Source organism: Streptomyces sp. CA-294286 (assembly GCF_050947155.1).
Lineage (GTDB): Bacteria > Actinomycetota > Actinomycetes > Streptomycetales > Streptomycetaceae > Streptomyces.
In genome coordinates, this window is record NZ_CP192005.1 from 6,230,660 (window position 1) to 6,252,237 (window position 21,578).

Annotated in this window: 14 protein-coding genes; 3 read left to right on the forward strand and 11 right to left on the reverse strand. The window is 72.0% G+C overall.

Going from position 1 to position 21,578, the window contains the following annotated elements; genetic code table 11:
- Positions 1-6: 6 nt before the first annotated feature.
- From ACQPZG_RS32290 to ACQPZG_RS32310, 5 genes are all read right to left on the reverse strand, one after another.
- Complete coding sequence (locus ACQPZG_RS32290) at positions 7-2,781, reverse strand: AAA family ATPase (protein ID WP_433549225.1); 2,775 nt, start codon at positions 2,779-2,781, stop codon at positions 7-9.
- 141 nt (positions 2,782-2,922) lie between these two features.
- Positions 2,923-3,855, reverse strand: a complete 933-nt coding sequence (gene bdeA, locus ACQPZG_RS32295) for a bis(hydroxyethyl) terephthalate hydrolase (protein WP_433549226.1) — start codon at positions 3,853-3,855, stop codon at positions 2,923-2,925.
- Between the two features lie 281 nt (positions 3,856-4,136).
- Positions 4,137-5,795: a glycoside hydrolase family 6 protein gene (locus ACQPZG_RS32300; RefSeq protein ID WP_433549632.1), complete on the reverse strand. Its 1,659-nt coding sequence runs from the start codon at positions 5,793-5,795 to the stop codon at positions 4,137-4,139.
- 406 nt (positions 5,796-6,201) lie between these two features.
- On the reverse strand, positions 6,202-7,410 hold the full coding sequence (locus ACQPZG_RS32305; protein WP_433549227.1) for a cytochrome P450: 1,209 nt from the start codon (positions 7,408-7,410) through the stop codon (positions 6,202-6,204).
- Positions 7,411-7,789: 379 nt separating this feature from the next.
- Positions 7,790-8,983 (reverse strand): PucR family transcriptional regulator, encoded by a 1,194-nt coding sequence (locus tag ACQPZG_RS32310; RefSeq protein ID WP_433549228.1) that lies wholly within the window; start codon positions 8,981-8,983, stop codon positions 7,790-7,792.
- Between the two features lie 174 nt (positions 8,984-9,157).
- Here ACQPZG_RS32310 and ACQPZG_RS32315 point away from each other — a divergent pair, with 174 nt between their 5' ends.
- The 3 genes from ACQPZG_RS32315 to ACQPZG_RS32325 all read left to right on the forward strand — a co-directional run bounded on the left by ACQPZG_RS32315 (position 9,158) and on the right by ACQPZG_RS32325 (position 14,540).
- Positions 9,158-10,714, forward strand: a complete 1,557-nt coding sequence (locus ACQPZG_RS32315) for a GMC family oxidoreductase (RefSeq protein WP_433549229.1) — start codon at positions 9,158-9,160, stop codon at positions 10,712-10,714.
- Positions 10,711-12,423, forward strand: a complete 1,713-nt coding sequence (locus tag ACQPZG_RS32320; protein WP_433549230.1) for an aldehyde dehydrogenase family protein — start codon at positions 10,711-10,713, stop codon at positions 12,421-12,423. The genes ACQPZG_RS32315 and ACQPZG_RS32320 overlap by 4 nt, the downstream gene beginning before the upstream one ends.
- A 632-nt stretch (positions 12,424-13,055) precedes the next feature.
- On the forward strand, positions 13,056-14,540 hold the full coding sequence (locus ACQPZG_RS32325; RefSeq protein WP_433549231.1) for a helix-turn-helix transcriptional regulator: 1,485 nt from the start codon (positions 13,056-13,058) through the stop codon (positions 14,538-14,540).
- 14 nt (positions 14,541-14,554) lie between these two features.
- On the opposite strand, the gene ACQPZG_RS32330 is transcribed toward ACQPZG_RS32325, so the two are convergent.
- The 6 genes from ACQPZG_RS32330 to ACQPZG_RS32355 are packed head-to-tail and all read right to left on the reverse strand — an operon-like array spanning position 14,555 to position 21,573.
- The gene (locus tag ACQPZG_RS32330) at positions 14,555-16,096 is read right to left on the reverse strand and encodes an MmgE/PrpD family protein (protein WP_433549232.1); all 1,542 of its coding nucleotides are present in this window, start codon (positions 16,094-16,096) and stop codon (positions 14,555-14,557) included.
- Positions 16,093-16,677, reverse strand: a complete 585-nt coding sequence (locus ACQPZG_RS32335) for a flavin reductase family protein (protein ID WP_433549233.1) — start codon at positions 16,675-16,677, stop codon at positions 16,093-16,095. Before ACQPZG_RS32335 ends, ACQPZG_RS32330 begins: the two co-directional genes overlap by 4 nt.
- A gap of 3 nt (positions 16,678-16,680) precedes the next feature.
- Positions 16,681-17,625: a diacylglycerol/lipid kinase family protein gene (locus ACQPZG_RS32340; RefSeq protein WP_433549234.1), complete on the reverse strand. Its 945-nt coding sequence runs from the start codon at positions 17,623-17,625 to the stop codon at positions 16,681-16,683.
- Positions 17,626-17,678: 53 nt separating this feature from the next.
- On the reverse strand, positions 17,679-19,052 hold the full coding sequence (locus tag ACQPZG_RS32345; RefSeq protein WP_433549235.1) for a cytochrome P450: 1,374 nt from the start codon (positions 19,050-19,052) through the stop codon (positions 17,679-17,681).
- Positions 19,049-20,413 (reverse strand): NAD(P)/FAD-dependent oxidoreductase, encoded by a 1,365-nt coding sequence (locus ACQPZG_RS32350; RefSeq protein WP_433549236.1) that lies wholly within the window; start codon positions 20,411-20,413, stop codon positions 19,049-19,051. The genes ACQPZG_RS32345 and ACQPZG_RS32350 overlap by 4 nt, the downstream gene beginning before the upstream one ends.
- Entirely contained in the window at positions 20,410-21,573 is a 1,164-nt protein-coding gene (locus ACQPZG_RS32355) for a flavin-containing monooxygenase (RefSeq protein WP_433549237.1), read from the reverse strand. The genes ACQPZG_RS32350 and ACQPZG_RS32355 overlap by 4 nt, the downstream gene beginning before the upstream one ends.
- Between the last annotated feature and the right edge of the window lie 5 nt (positions 21,574-21,578).

The window sequence follows — 21,578 nt, forward strand, 5'->3', positions numbered from 1 at the left end:
CAGAGCTCAACTGCCGAGCAGCCTCGCGAGTTCGGTCCTCGACCGTACCCCCAGCGCGGCGAACACATTGCGCAGGTGGTGGTCCACCGTCCGCGGGCTCAGCGACAGCCGGACCGCCACCTCGCGATTGGTGGCGCCCTCGGCCACGTAGCGGGCGATGCGGTGCTGCTGCGGGGTCAGCCCGGCGAGCGTCGACCGCTCCGCGGCCGGCCGGGCGTCGACCGCTTCCCCCGCCGCCCGCAGCTCCCCGGCCGCACGCTCCGCCCAGCTCCGCGCCGAGCAGCGTTCGAAGCCGACCAGCGCGTCCCGCAGCGGGCCGCGGGCCTCCCGGGTACGACGCCGCCGACGCAGCCACTGCCCGTACAGCAACTGCGTGCGCGCCCGTTCGAAGTCACCGCCCGCACGGTCGTGGTGCACCAGCGCCTCCTCGTAGCGGGCGGCAGCCTCCTCCGGCGACGCCAGCAGAGCACGGCAGCGCGCCAGCAGGGCGGGGGCCTGCGGGTCGGCGGTGCGCCCGGTCCACAGGGCGAACTCCGCGACGGCAGCCGCCGCGCCGTCCGCCGCCGCGTTCGGCACGCCGTCGGGCCCGGCGCCCGCGCGTCCGGCGACCACGGTGGCCTCCACGTAGCACGGCACAGCCAGCATCCGGGTCGCGAAATGACCGCGCCGCGGCCCCGGCAGCACCAGCGGGGCGAGCCGGGCAGCCGCCTCGGCGGGCCGGCCACGGGCCAGCTCCGCCCTGGCGACCGCCCAGGTGGCGAGGGTCGCCGCCTGCTGGAGACCGTGCGGACCCGCCCCCTCCAGGGCCGCGTCGAAGTGCGCGGCGCACGCCGCACCGTCCCCCTCCACCGATGCGACCAGCGCCAGCACGGCGTGCAGGTGGGTGGCGGTGTTGGGCTGCCCGGTACGACGGGCCGCCTGCAGCCCCTCCTGCGCGTGGGCCCGCGCTCTGGCGTGCCGCCCGGCCCGCAGCTCCGCGTGCGCCAGGTGCTCCAGAACCTTCGGCAGCAGCACGTCCGGGCCCGCGGCACGCACGGCGGCGAGCGTCCTGGCACCCGTGCGGCACGCCGTGTCGATCTCACCGAGGACCAGCGCCGACACGACGGCGCGCAACAGCTCCGCAGGGTCCCCCGCGTCCTCGGCCGCCGCCAGATTCCGACGCAGCAGCGCATGCCCCTCGGCGGTGCGACCGGTGAGGACCGCACACATGCCGGAGCGGTACCGCAGGACGGCCGGATCATCGGCGGACGCCGGAATGCGCCGCAGCGCTTCCAGGTACGCAGGGACGTCCCCGCTGGCCCAGGCGGCCTCGGCCGCGCCGAGCAGAGCCTCTTGGGCGCGGCGCGGATCGTACGGGGCGAGCAGCGCGGCCGCACCGAGCAGAGCCTCACGGGCGTCCGCGGCGGGACCGTCGCGCAGCAGGAGCAGTCCGCGTACGCACAGTGCCCCGCCCTGCCCGGCGCGAGGCCCCGGGCGGGCCAGCAGGGCGCGGGCCCGGCCCGCGTCGCCCGCGAGCCGGGACTGCTCGGCGGCCTCGGCGAAGCGGGCGGCGCGCAGTGTGTCGTCGGCGGTGAGGCCCGCGGCACGGGCGAGCGCGGCAGACCGCTCGGCGTGCGGGCGCGGCGCGACCGCGCCCGCCGCCAACTGCCCGGCGAGCGCCGCGTCGTGGCCGGAGGCCGCGCAGGCCAGCTGGACCAGCCGCGGCAGGGACGCCGTGCCGGGCCCCGGCAACAGCGCGGCCAGCAGCTCGTGCACCGCCCGGCGCCGGGCCGGGGAGGCCCGGTGCAGCACCGCGCGGCGCAGCAGCGGATGACGGAAGTGCACCCGGTCCCCGGCGAGCTGGAGGGCCCCGGCGCTCGCCCCGGGGTCGAGCAGGACGCGCTCCGGCAGTGCGGGGCCGAGCCCGGCACGCGCCGCCGCCCCGAGCACCAGCGCCACGTCCGCTCCCGCGCCGTCCGGCTCGTGCGCCGCGGCGGCCGCGGCCAGCAGGAGCAACGTCCACACGTGCGGCGACAGGCCGTCCAGGAGCGCCGCATGGGCCCGCAGCACGCCTTCGCCCCCCGGCAGCGGATGCGGGAGGGCGGTGCGTCCGGCCAACTGGCCGGGGGAGAGACGGGCGGTGAGCCCGGCCAACAGAAGCGGATTGCCCGCGGCCGCCCGCAGCAACTCGCCCCGCACCACCGGATCCACACCGTGCGCCGCCTCGGTGAGCCGGTCCAGCAGCGCGGACGCCGCACCGTCGTCGAGGGGGCCGGGGCGCACGACGGGCAGCCCGCCGAAGTCCGTCTCGTCCACGGTGCTGAGCAGCACGGCGACCGGGCTGCCCGCTCCCAGCCGCCGGGCCGCGAAGCCCAGAGCCGCACGCGAGTCGCGGTCCCAGTGGTGGGCGTCGTCGACACACACCAGCAGGGGCCGCTCGGAGCCGAGTGCACGCAGGAATTCGAGCAGTGCGCCCGGCGGGACGCCCGAGCGCAGCACCCGGTCGGCCGGCACCGGAAGCGGCCTCGGCGCGGCACAGAGCAGGGCGTGCAGTCCGCTGTGCGGGAGCCGCCGCTCGGAGGGTGCGGCGGTGACGTGCAGGGCCGCGCCCCCCGGGAGCTCCGCGTGGTCGGCGAGGGCCCGACCCAGGAGCGCCGTGCGGCCCTGCCCCGGCGGGGCGGACACGACGAGCGCGCCGCCGTGGCCGTCCCGCAGCCGCCCCAGCAGGCCGTCCAGGACGGCGAGTTCGCCACTGCGCCCGTACAGCCGCAGTGGGTGGCGCACGGTCGTGGAAGAGATCACACGGTCACGTTACTTCCGCGTAAACAACCGCGGAAGACTCGCGTCCGGCTGCCGGGCAGGGTGTGGGCCACGGTCCCAACGCACGCCGGTCCCGGCTGTGCAGCGGCACAGCCGGGACCGGTGAGGCCGGCCTTCAGGGCGTCACGAGGTGTGCGGGCAGTTGCCCCGGTACTCGGCGATCGTCAGACTCGGCTGCGGCAGCGGGCACAGGAACTGCTCGTAGCGGGTGTCGTTGTCGATGAACCGCTTCAGCCACGAAAGGCTGTACTTGGCGATGGTGGTGTTGGACGTGTTCGGCGTGAAGTGCGAGGCGTTGCGCAACTCCAGGTACGCCTTGTCCAGCGAACCGGGCAGCGAACGGTAGAAGGGCTCCGAGTGCGAGGACACCGGCGCGATCGAGTCGCCGTCCGCACCGACGATCAGCGTGGGCGTACGCAGCTCGGGCCACGTCTTGTCGGTGTTCCACCCGGTCAGCGGGATCGCCGCCTTGAGCGACGTACGGCTCTTCGCGGCCTCCAGCGAGCCGCCGCCGCCCATGGAGTGACCCATCACGCCCAGCCGGGAGGCGTCGACCCGGCCGCGCACCGAGCTTCGGGTGGTCAGGTAGTCGAGCGCGGCGAGGAGTTGACGGCCGCGGCTGGTGGGCTGGTCGGACGTGGTGTTGGTGTCGATGGTGAAGACGACGAAACCCTGCGAGGCGAGGCGCGGACCGAGCCAGGCGATGGACGACTGGGTCGCGGTGAAACCCGGTGAGACGGCGACCGCGCCGAAGGTGCCCGCCGTGGTGGACGTCGGGTAGTAGATGGTCCCGCCGCCGAACCCGCTGACGCTCAGCGAGGACACCGACGTCTGCGAGGTGGCGAAGGAGCCGCGGCTCGCCTCGATGCTGGACTGCGTCGGGGCCGGGCCCCGCTCGTACGGATTTTCCGCGGCCTGCGCGCCGGGGACCGTCGCCGCCACCAGGCCGGCGGTGGCCAGGGCGGCGGCACACATGCCCTTGAGGGTGTGGGAACGGCTCAGGGTCCTGCGGTGGCGGCGCGGGGAGGTGCCGTCGGCGAGGAGGAGCTGCTGCACGAGGGGGGTCCTCTCATCGTGGCGGCCCCACGACCGGATGGGGATCGGAGCACGTCGTCGCCGAGGCTCCGGGTGTCCGGGGGAGGCCGCCGTTCTTCACTGGCAGTCGCCACTGTGGCGGCGCCGCCGCACCGCGCACATCGGCGATATCACCGGTCCGACCGCACGGCAGTCCACGGGGTTCCCGCGGACGGGGGCGGACCGACGGCAGAGGCCCCCGCCCCGGCAGCACTCCGGGACGGGGGCCTCCGGCCCGTACTGCACCTGGGTGCCGCTCGTCCTCAGAGCGCCGGGTGCGCGTTCTTCAGCAGCTCCTGGAACTGGGCGGAGAACCAGTGCCCGGAGATCGGCGCGTCGGGCAGGGCGCCGGACATGCTGTTCCCGTTGCGGGGGTTGCCCGTGTAGGTCGGGTCGCACATCCGGTCGAAGCCCTTGCCCTCGGGGTTCGGGATCGCCTTGCTCGAACCGTCGGACTCGCCCGGCGGCTTGACCCAGACGTAGGCGTCGATGCCCGCGGCGGGCGCCGTCCTCGGGCGTTCACCGAGACCCGCCCCGGACTGGTTGCACCAGTTGCCGAGGTGGATGCGGCGGTCGTAGCGCCCGCCGTTCACGAACGCGTCGACACTCGTCCGCGGCCCGGGTCCGGCCGGCCTCGCCGCACCGCCCCAGCCGTTGCGGGAGGTGTCGATGAGCATGCCGAGGCCGGAGTCGAAGCCGAGCGAGACGAGCTTGGCGCGCATGGCCTGGGCGTAGCTCAGCTCGTCGGTGTAGCGGTTCCAGTCCACCCACTTCGACTGCCGTACGGAGGTCCCGTTGACGTTGTCGTCGATGGTGAAGTGATCCTCCTTCAAGGCGCTGTAGTTGGCGGTGTTGACGATGAAACCGTGCACGTCGGCGAGGGTCGCGCCCTCGGTGGTGGCAGCTTCCTTGAACATCTCGGCGGAAGCGGAGAAGTTGTCGTCCCAGCCCAGCCAGCCGTGGTGGCCGGCGTCGACGTAGTTGTAGACGTTGGGGGCGTCGCCCAGTTTGTTCAGGGCGTAACCGACGCCCTTCTGGTAGTTGCCGTTGGCCTTCATCACGTCACAGGCGGGAGTCGCCGTGGGGCGCGGAGTGACGTTGGTGACGAGGTTGGGCAGGGAGTCGATCTCCACCGTGGTGACGATCCGCAGTCCGGCGTACTTGGGGTCCGCGAGGATCGCGGCGATGGGGTCGATGTACTCGCTCTTGTACCGGCCGATCTCGGTGGGACCCAGCTCGCCGTTGGAGGCGAGCGCCGCGCAGTCGCGGCCCGGCAGGTTGTAGATGACCAGCTGGACGGCGAGCTCTCCGCTGCCCTTCTGCCGCAGCGCCTCGTCCAGGTGGGCGCGCAGGCCCATGGAGGTGCTGCTGCCCTCGATGGCGGCGGTCCGGTCCAGCCAGACGGCGGTCGGCTGCCGGGAAACCGCCGCGCCCCCCGGTTCGGCCGCCGCCTTGGCGGACCACTCCGGGTTCACGTACACCTTGGCTCCGGCGTACGGGTTGTCGACCCGGTCACCGGGCGGATCCGTGGGGTCAGGTCCGGGTCCGGGATCCGTACCGCCGTTGCACGTCACACCGTTGAGTGTGAAGGCGGTGGGTACGGCGTTCTCCCCGGTGACACTGGCGTTGAAGCCGAACGACGCCGAACCGCCGGTGCCCAGGCTTCCGTTGTACGACACGTTCTTCGCGGTGACCGCGGCACCGGTCTGCGTGAGGGCCGCGTTCCAGCCCTGCGTGACCCTCTGATTCCCGGCGTAGACCCACTCCAGGGTCCAACTGCTCACCGGATCACCGGTGTTGGTGACGGTCACATTGGCGCCGAAGCCACCGTTCCACTGACCTTGCACCGCGTAGTCGACGGTGCAGCCGGGTGCCGCGGCGCCCGCGGAGCCGGTCGCCGCAGCGGTGATGCCTGCGGCCATGAACAGAGCGCAGGCCGCCGCAAGGCCCGTACGGGTGCGGGAGGCGAGGGGCGAAGGCCGTAACGGCTTCGGGGAGGAGGAGACGGTGGGGGTGGCGCTGGAATGCACGGGGTGATGCATGAGCGACTCCAGACAACTGAGGTGCTCCTGACAGAGCACCTAGCGAAGGGGGACCGCTCCCACTGGTGAGGCAGACCGTAGCGCCAACCGGCGACAAGTAACAGACGTGTCGCGAACTTTCACTGTCGAATATCTTCGACTCTTCACCCTCCTTGACCCGTCAACGCGGACCACTTCACAGTGGGAGCGCTCCCACTGGTGCAAGGCTTGAACGTACGAACCGACACGGTTCAGGACGCCCGGCCCCCGGGCGTCCTGAACCGGTGGAACTCCGCACGCCGGATCCCTACAGCTCCACCTTCAGCTCCCGCAGTCCCCGCATGACGAAATCGGGTTTGCGCTCCGGTTCCTGCGCCAGCCGCAGACCCGGTGCCTGCACGAGCAACGCACGCATCGACGAGGCCAGTTCGAGACGGGCCAGAGGTGCGCCGATGCAGTAGTGGATGCCGGCGCTGAAGGAAAGGTGAGGATTCTCCGACCTGCTCAGGTCCAGCCGCTCCGGCCGCGCGAAGACCGCGGGATCGTGGTTGGCGGAGCCGAAGAGCAGCGCGACCTCCGCGCCCCGCCCGATCGTCACCCCGTCGATCTCGATGTCGTCGAGCACCCAGCGTTCGAACAGCTGGAGCGGGGTGTCGTACCGCATCAGCTCCTCCACCGCGGTGGGCAGCAACCCTTCCGGATCGGCCCGCAGCGCTGCCAGTTGGCCCGGATGGCGAAAGAGCGCGTACCAGCCGTTGGTGGTCGCGTTCACCGTCGCTTCGTGACCGGCGTTCAACAGCAGTACGCAGGTGGAGATCACCTCCTGCTCACTGAGCCGCTCGCCGTCCTCGTGCGCGGCGATCAGCCCGGACAGCAGATCGCCACCCGGATCGCCGCGCCGCACGGCGATCAACTCCCGCAGGTAAGCGGAGAACTCGACCGACGCGCGGACTGCCCGCCGTGCTGTCTCCGGCGACGGATTCAGTTCGTACATGCCGCAGATGTCCGCGGACCACGGCCGCAGCAACGCCCGGTCGGACTCCGGAATGCCCAGCATGTGCGCGATCACGGCCACCGGCAGAGGCTCCGCGACAGCGGCGAGCAGATCACCACCCCCCTCCGTCACCAGCCCGCGTACCAGCTCGGAAGCCAATTCATGGACGAAAGGCTCCAGTTGGGAAACCGTCCGCGGGGTGAAGGCCTTCGAGACCAGGCGGCGGATCCGCGTGTGGTCCGGCGGCTCCAGGTCGAGCATCCCGTGGTCGTTGAGCACGTGGAACGGCTCGTGCTCGGCGGGCGGCGCCGCCCGCCCGAACTCCTCGTGCGTGAAACGGTGCCGGTACGAGCGCCCGAGACGTCGATCGCGCAGCAACGCCGACACGTCGGCATGGTGGGGCACCAACCACTGCCGCGTCGGCTCGAACCAGTGCACCCGGCCCCGGTCGCGCAACTCGGCATAGGCAGGGCAGGGATCGGCCAGGAACTCCGCAGACCACGGGTCGAAAACATCATCCATGAGCGGACGCTAACCCTCGGACCTCTGCCCGGACCAGACCTGGCCGAACGCGGGCCTGTCACCCACCGCCGCCATGGCACCGTCACCACGAACACTGCGCAGACCACCGACCAGCAACACTCACCGTCACGAGGTTGCTGCTCCTCGGAGCCGGTACGGGCAGGGCTCGTTCCCCCGACGCGCACCGGGCGGCCGTGCAAGAGGAGGGGCGGGCACTGCGGGTCCCGGCCGGCGCCACCGGGGCGCTGAGACCGTCTGCATGCCCGGGACCCGCTGATGACCGTCCGCACACCCGGGATCCCGGTGCTGACCGTTCGCACGCCCTGATCCTGCTGATGACCGTCCGCACGCCCGGGACCCGGGCGCCGGGAGCGCCACCTCAGGCGATGCGGAGACCGGACCCCAAGCGGACGGCCTGGAGGGCGACATAGAGTTCCGCCGAGGACTCGGCGTCGGCGGTGCGCCGCCCGGTCAGTTCTGCGATCCGGTTGAGGCGGTACAGGACTGTGTTGCGATGGCAGTGCAGACGCTCCGCCGCCCTCGCGGTGGAACCGCCGCTGGCGAACCAGGTGTGCAGGGTCTCCAGTAGCGTGGTCTGCTCCGTCTCGGGCAACGCGCGCAGCGGACCCAGAACGGTCTGGGCCACCTCCGCCGCGGTGTCCGGCGAGGCCGCGGCGAGGATCGCGACCGGCGAACTGCCGTACAGATGAGCCCCGTTGGCATCGAGCGGCAGGCACTGGACCGCCAGTTGCGCCTCGCGCCACGCCGTCGGGGCGTTGATGGGGGCGCTGAAGGGGCGGCTGACACCCAGTCGGCAGCGCGCGGGGCGCGTGAGCTGGTCGATGGCGGTCTCCACCATCCGCGCGTGGGGGAGCGCCATCAGCCCCACCAGGGCGCCGATCTGCGCGATCCACTCGGAGCCGATGCCGACGGCCCGGAGCCCGTCCCGCACGGGAAGCAGCGAGTCCTCGCTGTCCTGGGTCTCGGCGCACACCACGAGGAAAGGTCCCTTGCGGTCGAGTTTGAGGACCCGTGCGATGTCCCATGCGCCGGCGCTCGTTCCGGCCCGGCCGTCGAGCAGCGTTGCCAGCATCACCCGCCGCGCGCCGGTGTCGCGTCGGGCTCTGATCTCCACCGCGGTCCTGTACGCCTCCGCGGCCGCACTCGAGTACTCGTCGATCGCCATCCAGAGGTCGGACACCTTGGGCAGCAACTCGCTCGCGCACTCCTCTTCCGAGGTCAGCACGAGCAGTCGGTCCCAGATGAACCGTCCGGCCATCCGGTAGGCGTGCAGCAGCGCGGCCAGCGGGATGCCCTGCTCGGCCTTCAGCCGACCGGCCGCACGCGGGGCGTCGAGCGTGCTGGGTCCGCCCTTCAGCGCCGTGAGCAGAGTCTGGAGATTGTCCCGGACCACCGTGTGCAGCCGCTCCCGGTCCAGCACCGCGCCCTCGGCGTAGGAGTTCTCGCTGTCCACGATCTCACCGGTCAGCTCGTCCGCGAGCGAATCCACATCGACCAGCAATCGGCCGACCAGTGACGCGACACGCTCGCCGAATCCCCACTCTGCTGTCACGCGCCGATTCTAGATCCCGTCGCGTGTGCGTGGGCACAAAGGAAGAGGGCTTTTTCCGGTCTCCTGCCCATGGCCGGAACAGCCGTGGAGGGATGAAATCGCAAACGGCCGAGGGGGCACCGCCGTTCCTCGAATGCGGCGGTCGCACGGCCGGGGCGGACTGAAGGAGAGCGGATGAACACCTATGACTACGTCATCGTCGGAGCCGGGTCGGCAGGGTGCGTGCTGGCGGCGCGGCTCTCCGAGAACCCGGACGTCCGTGTGGCACTGATCGAGGCGGGCGGCCCGGACACCGCCCAGGAGATCCATGTTCCCGCCGCCTTCGGCACGCTGTTCAAGAGCGAGGTCGACTGGGATCTCGACACCGAACCCGAGCCGGGACTCGGCGGCCGCCGCGCCTACCTGCCCCGGGGCAGGGTCTTCGGCGGGTCCAGCTCGATGAACGCGATGATCTACATACGCGGCAATCCTGCCGACTACGACGGCTGGGCCGCGGCCGGTGCCACCGGCTGGTCCTACGACGAGGTACTGCCGTACTTCCGGCGTTCCGAGGACAACGAGCGCGGGGAAGACGCCTACCACGGAGTGGGAGGGCCCCTTCGCGTGAGCGAGGGCCGGTCCCGTCATCCGTTGGCCGCCGCCTTCGTCGAAGCCGCGGTGCGGGTCGGGCACAAGCGCAACGAAGACTTCAACGGTGAGTCCCAACTGGGTGTCGGCACGTATCAGTTGACCCAGCGTGAGGGGATGCGCTGCAGCACGGCCGTGGCCTACCTCCACCCCGCGCTGCATCGGGAGAACCTCACGGTGCTGCCGACGACCCGGGCTCATCGGGTGCGGGTCGAGCACGGCCGGGCCACCGCGGTCGAGGTGGAGCGCGCCGGCGCCGTCGAGCTGGTCCGCGCCGAGCGGGAGGTGATCCTCTCCGCAGGCGTCTACGAGTCGCCGAAACTGCTGATGCTGTCCGGTATCGGACCGGCCGCCGCGCTGGCACGCTTCGGCATCGACGTGGTGGCGGACCTCCCCGTCGGCCGGGGACTGCAGGACCACTACATGGCGCTGCTGAACTTCCGGACACACGTCGAGTCGTTGCTGACCGCGGCGGCACCGGAGAACGCAGCCCTCCTCCACAGCGCGGGCCGCGGACCTCTGACTTCCAACATCGGCGAGGCGGGCGGGTTCTTCCGCAGCCGTGAGGACGTCGCGCTGCCTGACGGACAACTCCACATGGCCCCGGTGCTGTTCCACCAGGAAGGGCTCGGCCCCGTCGCCGAGCACGGGTTCGCGGTCGGCCCCTGCGTGCTCGCTCCGACCAGCCGCGGCCAGGTGACGCTGCGCTCGCCGCGGCCGGACGCCGCACCACGGATCCTGCACAACTACCTGACGACGGCCGAGGACCGCGACTGCATGGTCGAGGGGATCCGGATCGCCCTGGACATCACCGCGCAGGCCCCGCTGGCCGACATGATCACCGGACAGTTCGACGTTCCCGAGTCGGACTCCGGGCCCGACGTGCTCGCCTGGGCGCAGCGGTCCGGGATGACGCTGTTCCACCCGACCTCGACCTGCGCCATCGGGCCCGTGGTCGATCCGGATCTGCGAGTCCTGGGAGTGGAGGGGTTGCGCGTCGTCGACGCTTCGGTGTTCCCCTCGGTCCCCCGGGGCAACAGCAACGCCCCCACGGTCATGGTCGCGGAGAAGGCCGCCGACCTCGTCAAGGAGGCCGTGCGATGACCACGTCGGCGCCGTCCGCGAGTCAGGAGGCGCAGGTCGATCAAGCCCTCGCCGAACTCGTGCGGGGCGAAGCCGCCTGGGCGGCGTGCGACCTTCCGCGACGCGGGCGGCTGCTGGAGCAGGTGCGTGCCGCCACCGCCGCACAGGGCGAGGCATGGGTGCGCGCGGCGGCAGCGTACAAGCGCCTGCCCGACCGAAGCCCCTTGCTCGGCGAGGAGTGGATCTCCGGCCCGTACCCCGTGCTGACGGGTACGACCGCGCTCGCGGCGAGCGTGCGGGCGCTGGCTGCGGGGCGCAGTCCGGTCGAGGGTTTCCCCCTCGCGCGGGCGCCGGGCGGACGCGTCGCGGTGCGGGTGCTGCCGCACGGGGTCCACGACCGGCTGCTGCTGAGTGGGTTCGGCGCCGAGGTGTGGATGCCACCGGGGGTGACTGCCCGGCGGGTGCGCGAGCAGGCCGGGCTCTCCCTGCGCCGGCCCGAGCGCACGGCGGGGGTGGGCGTGGTCCTCGGCGCCGGCAACATCACCTCCATCCCGGTGCTGGACGTGCTGTACGAGCTGTATGCCCACAACCGCGTGGTCGCCCTCAAGCTCAACCCGCTCATCGACGGCCTGTTCGACGTGTTCAGCGCGGTGCTGGCCCCGCTGATCGACGTGGGAGCGGTGCGGATCCTGACCGGCGGTGCGGATGTCGGGACCCTGCTGGTCCACCACCCGGCCGTCGGGCACGTGCACATGACCGGCAGCGCGGCCACGCACGACACGATCGTCTTCGGTACCGGCGCCGAGGCCGCCCGCCGCAGGAGGAACGGGACGCCGCTGCTGACGAAGCCCGTCACGAGCGAACTGGGAGGCGTCTCGCCGACCCTCGTGCTCCCCGGCGCCTGGTCCGAGGCGGACCTGCGCTTCCAGGCCATGCACGTGGCCACTCAGCGGCTCCACAACGGCGGATACAACTGCGTGGCGGCCCAGCTCGTGGTCATCGGCTCCGACTGGCCCCAGAAGGAACGCTTCCTCACCCACCTGCGTGCGGCCCTGGCCCACGCCCCGGCCCGGCCCGCCTACTACCCGGGCAGCGACGACCGGGTGAAGCAGGTCCTCGACGCCTGTCCGAACGCCCGGGTTCTCAACGAACGCGTCCTGGTCGAGGGTGTCGACCCGCGCGATCCGGGACCGCTCTTGACCACCGAGTCCTTCGCACCCGTGCTCGGCGTCGTCGAACTGCCGGGTGACGCGCGGGAGTTCCTCGACACCGCCGTGCGTGCGGCCAACGAGAGGTTCGCCGGCACGCTCGGCGTGAACCTCATCGCTCACCCGCGCACCCTCGCCGGCCTCGGTCCCGCGCTGGATGCGGCGATCGCCGAGCTGCGGTACGGCACGGTCGCGGTGAACGCCTGGACCGGCGTCGGCTACCTGACGGCGAACGCCTCGTGGGGCGCCTTCCCCGGGCACTCGGTGTACGACGTGCAGAGCGGGATCGGGGTCGTGCACAACGCGCTCCTGCTCGACGGCCCCGAACGGACCGTCGTGCGCGGACCGTTCCGGCCGGCTCCCCGCTCCCTCCTGCACGGGGAGTTCTCCTTGTCCCCGAAGCCCCCGTGGTTCGTCGACAACCGGACCGCCGCGAGCACCGGACGTCTGCTCGCCGACTTCGCCGCCGGCCCCCGCTGGTCGGCGCTGCCCAGAATCTTCGCCTCCGCGCTGCGCGGCTGAGCCCGCGCTGCGGGTCGCGCCAGGGAACACCCGGCCCGTCCTCGGCCCGGACCGTGACCCTAAGGTCCGGGCCGGTTTCGTTCGGTAGTCGTGTGGCGCGCGTCACCTCTGCGACCCTCGTTCGCCACGGTTGTCACGCGCATATGCGCGTCGCCGCCCGCCGGGGACAGAACGAAACCTCTTCAATCACGCAATTAAAGACAAGAAGCGTAAAAAGCATCTTGTATATTATACCGGAATCCAGAATTGGCCATTCTTATTCATGGGGAATTCCTCTGAAGATTTGGAGACTTGCGGGTAGGTCTAGCAATTGAACACCCGAGCGATTTAGGATCGCCCGGGCGGTCCGGCGAAGGGGTCATGTCGGTGGGAGGAGTGTCGGTCGCGCGGAAAGGGCCGTCACCCCCCGCGTCGGCCTGGCGATGTTGCCTCGATCGCCGCCCATGACGGCAGCTCGCGCCCGGTGCTTCCTGCGGGTGCGGACGGTTCGGAGTCGATGTCGGAGACAGGCGATGGACCGCCGGGGGCCCGGCCCGAGTAGCTCGACGGGGGAGAAGATGGAAGGGCGACAGGGCGGCGTGTCGCGGGAGGCTCCGAGTTCCACCGGTTCGGAATCCGTCGTTCCGATGTCCATGAGCGACATTCTGTACCTCATCAATTCCTCGGGATCCGACGTGTTGCCTTTCGAGATCCTCCAGACACTCGACGACGCACGGATCGCGTTCTTACGAGGCAACATTCACGACGCGCTGGCCGCGGTCGACCAGACGCTCGACACACTGGACAGATCCAGGCCCGGATACCGGGACGTGATCGCGTTCCGGCTGTTCATGGGCTCGGTGATCGGCGCGGACTGGAAGCGATGGATGGCCGAAGCGGCCGAGGCGACGCACACCGAGGCGGACGCGCTCACAGTTGCCGCTCTCTGCGTCGAGTCGAACGAGCACTGGCATTCCGGCCGCCTGCTTCAGGGACTTTCACTGAACCGGATCGCCGTCAAGCACTCCCGCGACCTGACCCCCCTGTGGCGCGTCTACGCCTACATGCTTTTCGCCAAGAAGCTCAGCGACATCCACATCCCCCTCCACGCGCACCGTGTGGTGCGCGACCTGGACACTCTCATCGACAGCACCGGACTCCACGTGTTCGGGTCCCTGCCCCAGGCGCTGCGCTCGGTGCTGCACCTCCAGGCAGGACGGTTCGACCAGGCGATCGAGGCGGCCTCCCAGGCCGTGCGCGTCAGCGACGAGTACAACTCGGCCATCAGCGTGAAGCTCGCCCTCTCGGTCGCGGCCACCGCCCACCTGGCACGCGGCGACCGGGGCCGGGCCGTCGAGGCCCTGGAGACATTCCACGCGAAGGTCGGTCACTACGCCCTGCCCGACTCCCTCGCGCGCGCCGCCTTCGCGGAGACGGCCCTCGCCGCCGAGCAGGAGGGGCCGCAGGCGGCCGCCGAGCAGATACGCGCCAAGTGGCACCTGCTCAACACCGGCTCGGCGAGCTTCATCGAGGACCCTGGACGGCCGGCATGGCTGGTCGACATCGCGCGCCGGGCCAAGGACACCGCCCTTGCCGAACGCTGTCTGCGGGCCATAGAACGGCTGGCGGACAACAACCGCGGGTTCACCCTGCTGGAGAGCGCCGCGCAGAGCGCGCGGGCCGCATCGGTGGGCGAGAAGCCCGAACTGACGTCGATCCTGGGATTGCGAGGTGGCCGCCCGTCCGGTGCCGCGGCGCCGCACCGCCCCTCCCCCCTGGAAGCCCTCGATCCGGACCTGCTCGACGCGTCCCCGCCGCGCGCCCTGCGGCCCACCGAACCCGAAGTCCCCGCGCGGCCACCGGCCGCGGCGGACGACAGCTGCCGCACCGCAGCGGCGGGAACCGCCGCCCCCGCGTCCCTTCAGCCGAAGCCCATCGCCCCTTTGAGTCTCAGGGAGAGCGAGATCGCCCGGCTCGTGGGCCAGGGCATGACGAACCAGCAGGTCGCACGGCAGCTCGCCCTCTCCCCGCACACCGTGAACTTCCACCTCCGCAACATCTTCCGCAAGCTCTCGATCTCCACGCGCGTCAAACTCGGACCGATCGTCGCGCAGTTCGACCGACCACCGGACTCCTGACCGCCGGTGTGCCGTCAGCTCCGCTCGACGCCCACCGCACGGCGCAGCACCCGCGCCGTCCCGGCCGGGTCGAGGAGGTCGATGCCCTCCAGGTCGCACAGCACGTCGTCCGCACCACCGACTGCCCGGAACTTCTCGCGCACGAGGGACCGGTGATCCCGGCGCGTCGCCGGACCCGCAGAACCGATGAACGCCTCGCACTCCTCGGTCACGACCGTGCCGTCGGCCAGTTCGACGGCAACCCTGGCGCCGATGGCCATCGTGGCGTTCTCCAGCGTCTCCTCCCGCGCGCCCAGCCCGGCCAGGATGCGCGGGACGTCCTCACCGCCCCAGGTGTGCAGTTCGGGCCAGTCCAGAGCGCGGTCGCCGGCCTGTCGCAGGGCCTCGCCGAGCGGGGACGTCGCCCGCACCATCCGTTCCGACAGCAGCATGTCGTGCTCGACCGTGACCTTGTCCGCCAGAGACCAGCGGGCCGCCTCGCCGATCGCGCGGGGGGTGAGGTCCCGCACTCCGAAGGTCCCCGTCGAGAGCAGCGTGGCGACGCCGTAACCGATCGACAGGGTCGCGGCGGACACGCCGGTGTCGGGGCCGTGCAGGTCCCGGGCGACTTTCCGTTCCATCTGCCAGGTGAGCAGCGAACCGTGGACGACAACGCGCCGGACGTGGGACGCGTCGACTGCGCCGAGGCGCCGGTGGAGGCGTTCGGCGCAGTCGAACGCGGCGTGCAGGTAGGCGCTCCCCGGGAAACGCTTGTACGTCAGGGTGTCCGTGTGCCAGCGGCGCCCCAGACCGTCGGTCACCGCGTCCGGCAGGGGCACGGCCGACAACTGTGCCAACAGCCCCTCGGGGTCTTCGAGAATCGTGTCCGGCCCCGCCAGCCCGTGCGCCGCGGCGTCGCACGCGTCGAGCGCCAGGCGGATCGGCGCCGCCGCGCCGAGGGCCTTGACGTCGCTGGTGACGACAGCGTGGTGAAGGGGGACGGCCAGGATTCCGAACGCCATGCCCAGTCCCGCCGTCCACTCCCGCTCGGATGCGCGGCGGGCGTGCAGCCGGGCGACCGCCGCGCTCGCCAGGTGGCAGTGCGTGTTCGTCTGGCCGCGGAAGAAGGGGCTGAGGATCGTGGCGGCCGAAACGCGTGCCGCGCACTCGTTCGCGACGACGATCGTGGTAAGCAACGACCCGCCGTCGAGGCCGCCCCGTACCGCCTCCGCGATCGCGACGTTCACCGCGCCGGCGGACACGTGCCCCGAGTAGGCCACCTCGTCGAAGTCGAGGGCCGTCGCCAAGGCCGCCAGGACGTAGGCGGACCGCCCGGCGTCGGACTGGAGCGGAGGGCCGAAAGCGTTGACGATCTTCGCGCCGACCGGGTGGTCCAGCGAACCGCGCACGGCCGCGAGGTTCGAGACGAGCTGACTGCGCGCCAGCGCCCGGGTGTGCGGGGGGATGTCCTCGTACGTCACTGTCCGGGCCCAGGCGGCCAGTCGGGTGGTCAGGCTCGCCCCCGGATCGTCTTCGGGCGCAGCCGGCGCGGCGGTGCCCGTTCTCGTGGACGTCATGTGTGCGTTCCCCCCTCCGGCGGCGGCACGGAGAGCGCCCGCGCCGTGCCGCTCGCGAAACCGGTCCGTTCCTCCAGCGCGCGGTAGTCGCGCTCGTGCCACAGCAGCGGTCGCCCGTCGCCGACGTGCACGGCGGTCAGCCGTCCGTACACGACGACGTGATCGCCGACCTCGTCGAGGGAGTACACGTCGCACCAGCCGATCGTCAGCGTCCCCGCGATGACCGGGGCGCCGCGGACCAGCCGGACCTCGTGGCCCAGGTCCTCGAACCGTGAACCGTCGCTGGGCGGGCGGGCGAACCGGTCCGACAGGTACGGCTGGTCCTCGGCCAGAAGATGGACGGCGAAGCGCCCGGCGTGCCGGATCGCGGCCACCGTGCGCGACCCGGCGGAGACGCAGCACAGCACGATCGGCGGGTCCAGCGACACACTCGTCAGGGTGCTCACGGTCGTCCCCGACCACCCGGAGTCGCCGCACGCCGTCACGACGGCCACGCCGGCCGTGAGCTTGCGGAAGTACGCGCGGCACGACGCATCGCTCGGCGCCGCCTCCGCCGTCCGCAGGGAACCGACACCCCGCACGGGTCAGCCCTCCCTGAACCACGGCGACGCGTCCGCCGCCGCCAGCACGGTCAGCGCCGAGGGGACGACGCGGATGTCGTAGGAGGAGGTACGCCGCGGCATGACCTCGCCGTCGTGCTCGAACAGCAGCGCCTGCCCGCTGGTGTCCGCGATGCCGATCCGCTCCCCGCGCCCCCACAGGATGCCGGGGACGTCGTGCACGTCGCCCTCGACGGCGGCCTGCGCGAAGGCGTGCATGTCCACGGCCGAGGTCACCACGGTGACGTCGAGCAGCCCGTCGTCGACGAGCGACGAGGGGACCAGGTTCAACAGTCCGCCGCGGTAACGGAAGCCGCCGACGATCGTCTCGACGACGCCGCCCTCGTGGAGGACCCTCCCGTCCACGGTCACCCGCCCCGGGTAGGGCTCGTGGTCCTCCATGGCGGCCAGCGCGGCCGCCATCAACAGGTCCCGGCCCTTCTCCGGCCGGTTCCGCGCGGCCAGCAAGGTCGCGGCGAACAGCCCGCTGCCGGAGCCGAGCACCACGACGTGGTCGTTCTGCTCGATCCGGGCCAGGTCGATCGTCCGGCTGCTCGCCCCGCCGCGCAGTGCGCGCGCGGCCACCGTCTCCCACGGTTCGTCGTTCCACAGCCCGCGGTACACCGAGTTCCCGGTGCCGCCCGGCGCGACCAGGAGCGGCGGAGCCTCACCGGCGCCCGCCTCACCGGCGCGGAAGAGGCCGGTGGCCACCTCGCAGACCGTGCCGTCACCCCCCACGCTGACGATCAGGTCGGGCGGCTCCGCCGCGCCGGCCAGCTTGTACGCGATGTCGCGGGCGTCGCCAGGGGCGGTCGTCCGTACCGCGCGCACCTCGGCGGTGCCGACCGCCTCCAGAGCGGACACCATCCGATCCTCGTCGCCACCTGCCGCCGGGTTGACCACCACGGCGACGCGCAGACCTCGTGTCATGTTCCGACCTCTCCTGCTGCTTCTCGGCATGCTCGTGCGGACCGACGACGTCGCTACGAAGGGAGCCTGCGCACGACGCTGACGCGTGCTCCCCGTTTGGGGATCATGGTGATGTGCTTCATGGCGCTGCCCTCGTCGCCGGGGTCGACGGCCCTCAGATCCACCGACCGCAGTACCCCCGCCAGCACGGTCTCGACCTCGACCTGGGCGAACATGGCACCGATGCACCGGCGTACGCCGCCCCCGAACGGGATCCAGGCGTTCTGCGGCGGCGAGCCCTCCAGCCAACGCTCCGGGCGGAAACGCCGTGCGTCGGCGCCCCACAACCGCGGATCGCACTGCACGGCCCCGACGGAGGGCAGCACCGCGACGCCGGCCGGGAGACGGTAACCTCCCAGCTCGATCGGCTCGGTGAGCCGCCGGGCAACGTTGTGGATCACCGGACGGATCCGCAGCGCCTCCTTGAAGACGGCGGTCCGGTACGCGTCCTTGGGATCGTCGAGCCCCTCGCGGACCCGCGCCAGCACGTCGGGATGGCGCAGCAGCCGCTCGAAGAGCCAGGCGAGCGCGACCGCCGTCGTCTCGTGCCCTGCCACGAGCAGCGTCATCACCTCGTCGCGCACGACCTCGTCGTCGGGTTCGCTCTCCACCAGCATCGACAGGACGTCGGTGCGCTGCGCCCGCAGGGGGTCGCGGCGGCGCCGGGCGATCTCCGCGTGGATCAGCGCGTCGGCGTGCTCAAGATTGCGCACCACGTGGCGCCACGGCCAGATCCTGCCGAGCTCGGGGCGGATCCACACCAGGATGTCCGACAGGCCGATGTCCGACACCTGGCGCAGGGCCGCGCTCAGTTCGGCCGCCCGCCGCAGGTCGTCGACGCCGAACACCACCCGGACCATGATCTCCAGGGTGAGCGCGTACGCCCGGTCCAGGAGCCGGACCGGTTCGCCGATCGGCCAACTGCGCGCCTCCTGCTCGGCCATCTCCCGCATCGTCGCCGTCAGCGCGGCGATCCGGTCGTGGTGGAACGGCGGCATCATCCGTTTGCGCGCCGGCTTGTGGTCGGGGGCGTCCAGCGTCAGCAGCGAGTGACGCCCGACGATGGGTACGAGGAGCGAGTTCCCCTCGCCCGCGTGGAAGAGCTCCGGCGCGCCCCGGAACACCTCCTTGATGTGCTCCGGATCGCGCAGGATGACGAACGGGCCCCCCGGCGCGACCCGCAGGGTCACGATGTCCCCGTACCGGTCGTGCATCATCGGCAGGTAGTGCTGGCGCCCCCGGCGGAACCTGATGGTCTGCCGCAGCACCGACTCCGAGGGCCCCGGAGGCATCCGGTCCATCGACTCGGTGATCGACACGTTGCTGATCGACGCCGACGTCATCAACCGCTCGTTGGCGCTCCCGTTGTCACGCCCGATCCCGCTCATGAGCCTTCTCCGTCCGTCGCGCGTGGCCGCTCCGGCCGTCCGGCCGGCGCGGCGACCGGACCGGAGCCCGGTGCAGGCGGCCGTTCGGCCGCGGCTGTCAGATGGGCCAGGTAGCGGTCGAGCACCCGGTTCACGAGGCGCCCACGGGGCACCCACGGCCCCTTCGACCGCACCCAGGGCAGGGCGAACGACATGTCGTCCCCCGCGCCCAGGACGATCCAGCGCGCCAGATGGGCGCCGTTGTACGCCGAAACCGCGAGCCCGTGCCCGTTGCACCCCCCGGCGTGGAACAGGCCGGGGTCCTCGCGGTGCCGGCCGACGATCGGAAGCCCGTCGCGCGTCATGGCGACCGGTCCCGCCCACGAGGACTCGATCTCCATGTCGGCGAGCGCCGGGGACAGGGCCCGCACCGCGGCCCGCAGCCGTCCGGGAGCAGGCGCGACCGAGCCGAAGGAGCCCCGCCGCACCGCACCGCCGCCGACCACCAGCCGCCCGTCGGGCGTGAGCCGGAAGTACGGCGACAACTCCCCGTGCTCGATGAGGGGCTCGGAGCGCAACCCGTCCAAGGCCGCGAGCGCCTCCTGCGGGAGCTTGCGGGTCGCCCCGGCCTGCACCCGTACACCGATCACCCCCGCCGGTGCGGCGGGCACCGTGCCGAACGCGTTGACCGCCATGACGACGTGATCGGCGACGATCTCGCCGCCGTCGGTCGACAGCGTGGTCAGCAGCCCCCGCCGGACGGCGCGCACCGGACTGCGTTCGAAGACGGTCAGGCCGCGCTGCTCGCCGATCCTGGCGAGCTGAGCGGTGAGCGCGGACGGGTCCAGGGTCGCGGCCTCGCCGTAGCGCAGTCCGCAGAGATGGCGGGCCGCGACGGCGGGCAGCGCGTCCCGCTCGACCAGCGCCACGGGCAGCCCCAGGGCGCCGGCGGCATCGGCCTCCCGCCGCTGTTCCTCGGCGGCCTCCTCGTCGGTGGCGACGACGAGCTGGCTCCCCGGGGTCAGGTCGCACGCGATCTCGTGACGCCGCACCAGCTCCAGGACGTACTGGACCGCCGCGAGCGACCACAGGTGCGCGGCGCGCGCCACGTCGTCGCCGTACCGTCGGCGGGCCACGCGCAGCGGCGGCCCCACCCGCGGGCCCAGCAGCCCGGTGCCCCGGCCGCTCGCCCCGGCCGCCACATGGTCCGCCTCCACCACCACGACCCGCAGACCGGGATCGAGCGCGAGGAGCTCGACCGCGGTGGACAACCCGGTCAGCCCCGCGCCCACGACGGCGACGTCGCAGCGCAGGCGGCCGTGCAGGCGGGGGCGCGGAGCGGTGTCCTCGCCGCTCGCCCAAGGGGTCCGCGAGCCGTTCACCGGAGCCTCCCGCGCACCTTGGCGAGGGAGAACCGCGGGCCCCCGGTGATGGCACGGGCGATCGCCCTGGCGTCGACCGCCATGTCGGGCAGCTGACCGGGAGGCAGCCGGTAGCCCTGGAAGTACAGGCCCGGCGCGTGCGGTGCGGTCCTGCCGCCGTGGACGAGGGGACGGCCGCCCGGCTGTGCCAGGACGCCGAGGTGCCCCAGGAAGCGTTCCATGTCGGGCCGTTGACCGGTGGAGGCGATGACGACGTCGGGCTTGATGCTCGCGCCGTCTTCGAGGAGCACGGCCTTCTTGTCGAACCCGGTGACACCCTTGACGACCTCGATCGACCCGTCCCGCACGGCGGGTATCAGCCCCCGGTCGATGGCCCCGTACGAGTGGCCGATCCGGGCCACGCCCGCCATCGTGCCCTCTTTGGGCGCGGCCAGACCGTACGCCGACAGGTCGCCCCACTGCATCCTGTGCATCAGCAGGCTGGCCCGGTCGACCAGGGCGTGCGGCAGCGGGCCGTGCTTGATGGCCTGGCAGAGCAACGACGTGGTCGGGCTGAGTTTGAACAGCACCGGCATGTTGCGGATGGACATCCGCACACGGGACGCTCCGGCGTTCGCCACGGCCACGGCTATGTCGATGCCCGTCGGGCCGCAGCCGACCACCAGGACGTCCTTGCCGACGAAGGGGTCGGGCACGGTGTAGGACCGGGCGTGCAGGAAATCGCCTTCGAACTCGTCCAGTCCGGGCCAGTCCGGCACGAAGGGTTTACGGTGCAGACCGGTCGCGACGACGACGTCACGCGCGTGCAGATCGCCGCCCGACGTCCGGACCGCCCAGCGGCCCGCCTCCCGGTCGACGCGGTGCACCTCGGTCCCGTAACGCACGTCCGGGTCGAGGACCTCGACGTACTTCTTCATGTAGGCGAGGAAGTCGTTGCGCATCGGCCAGGGGCCGAACTCCGCGGAGAGCCGCATCCCGGGCAGCGAACTGAGCCGGCGCCACGAATTCATCCGCAGCGACGGGTAGTAGGCGTGCCAACTGGAGCAGGCGATCTTCTCCCGGTCGATGAGCAGGGGATCGAGACCGGCCTCCTTGAGCGTCCAGGCCACCGCGAGGCCACCCGGCCCCGCGCCGATGATGAGCGGGCGTTCACTGCTCACGGACA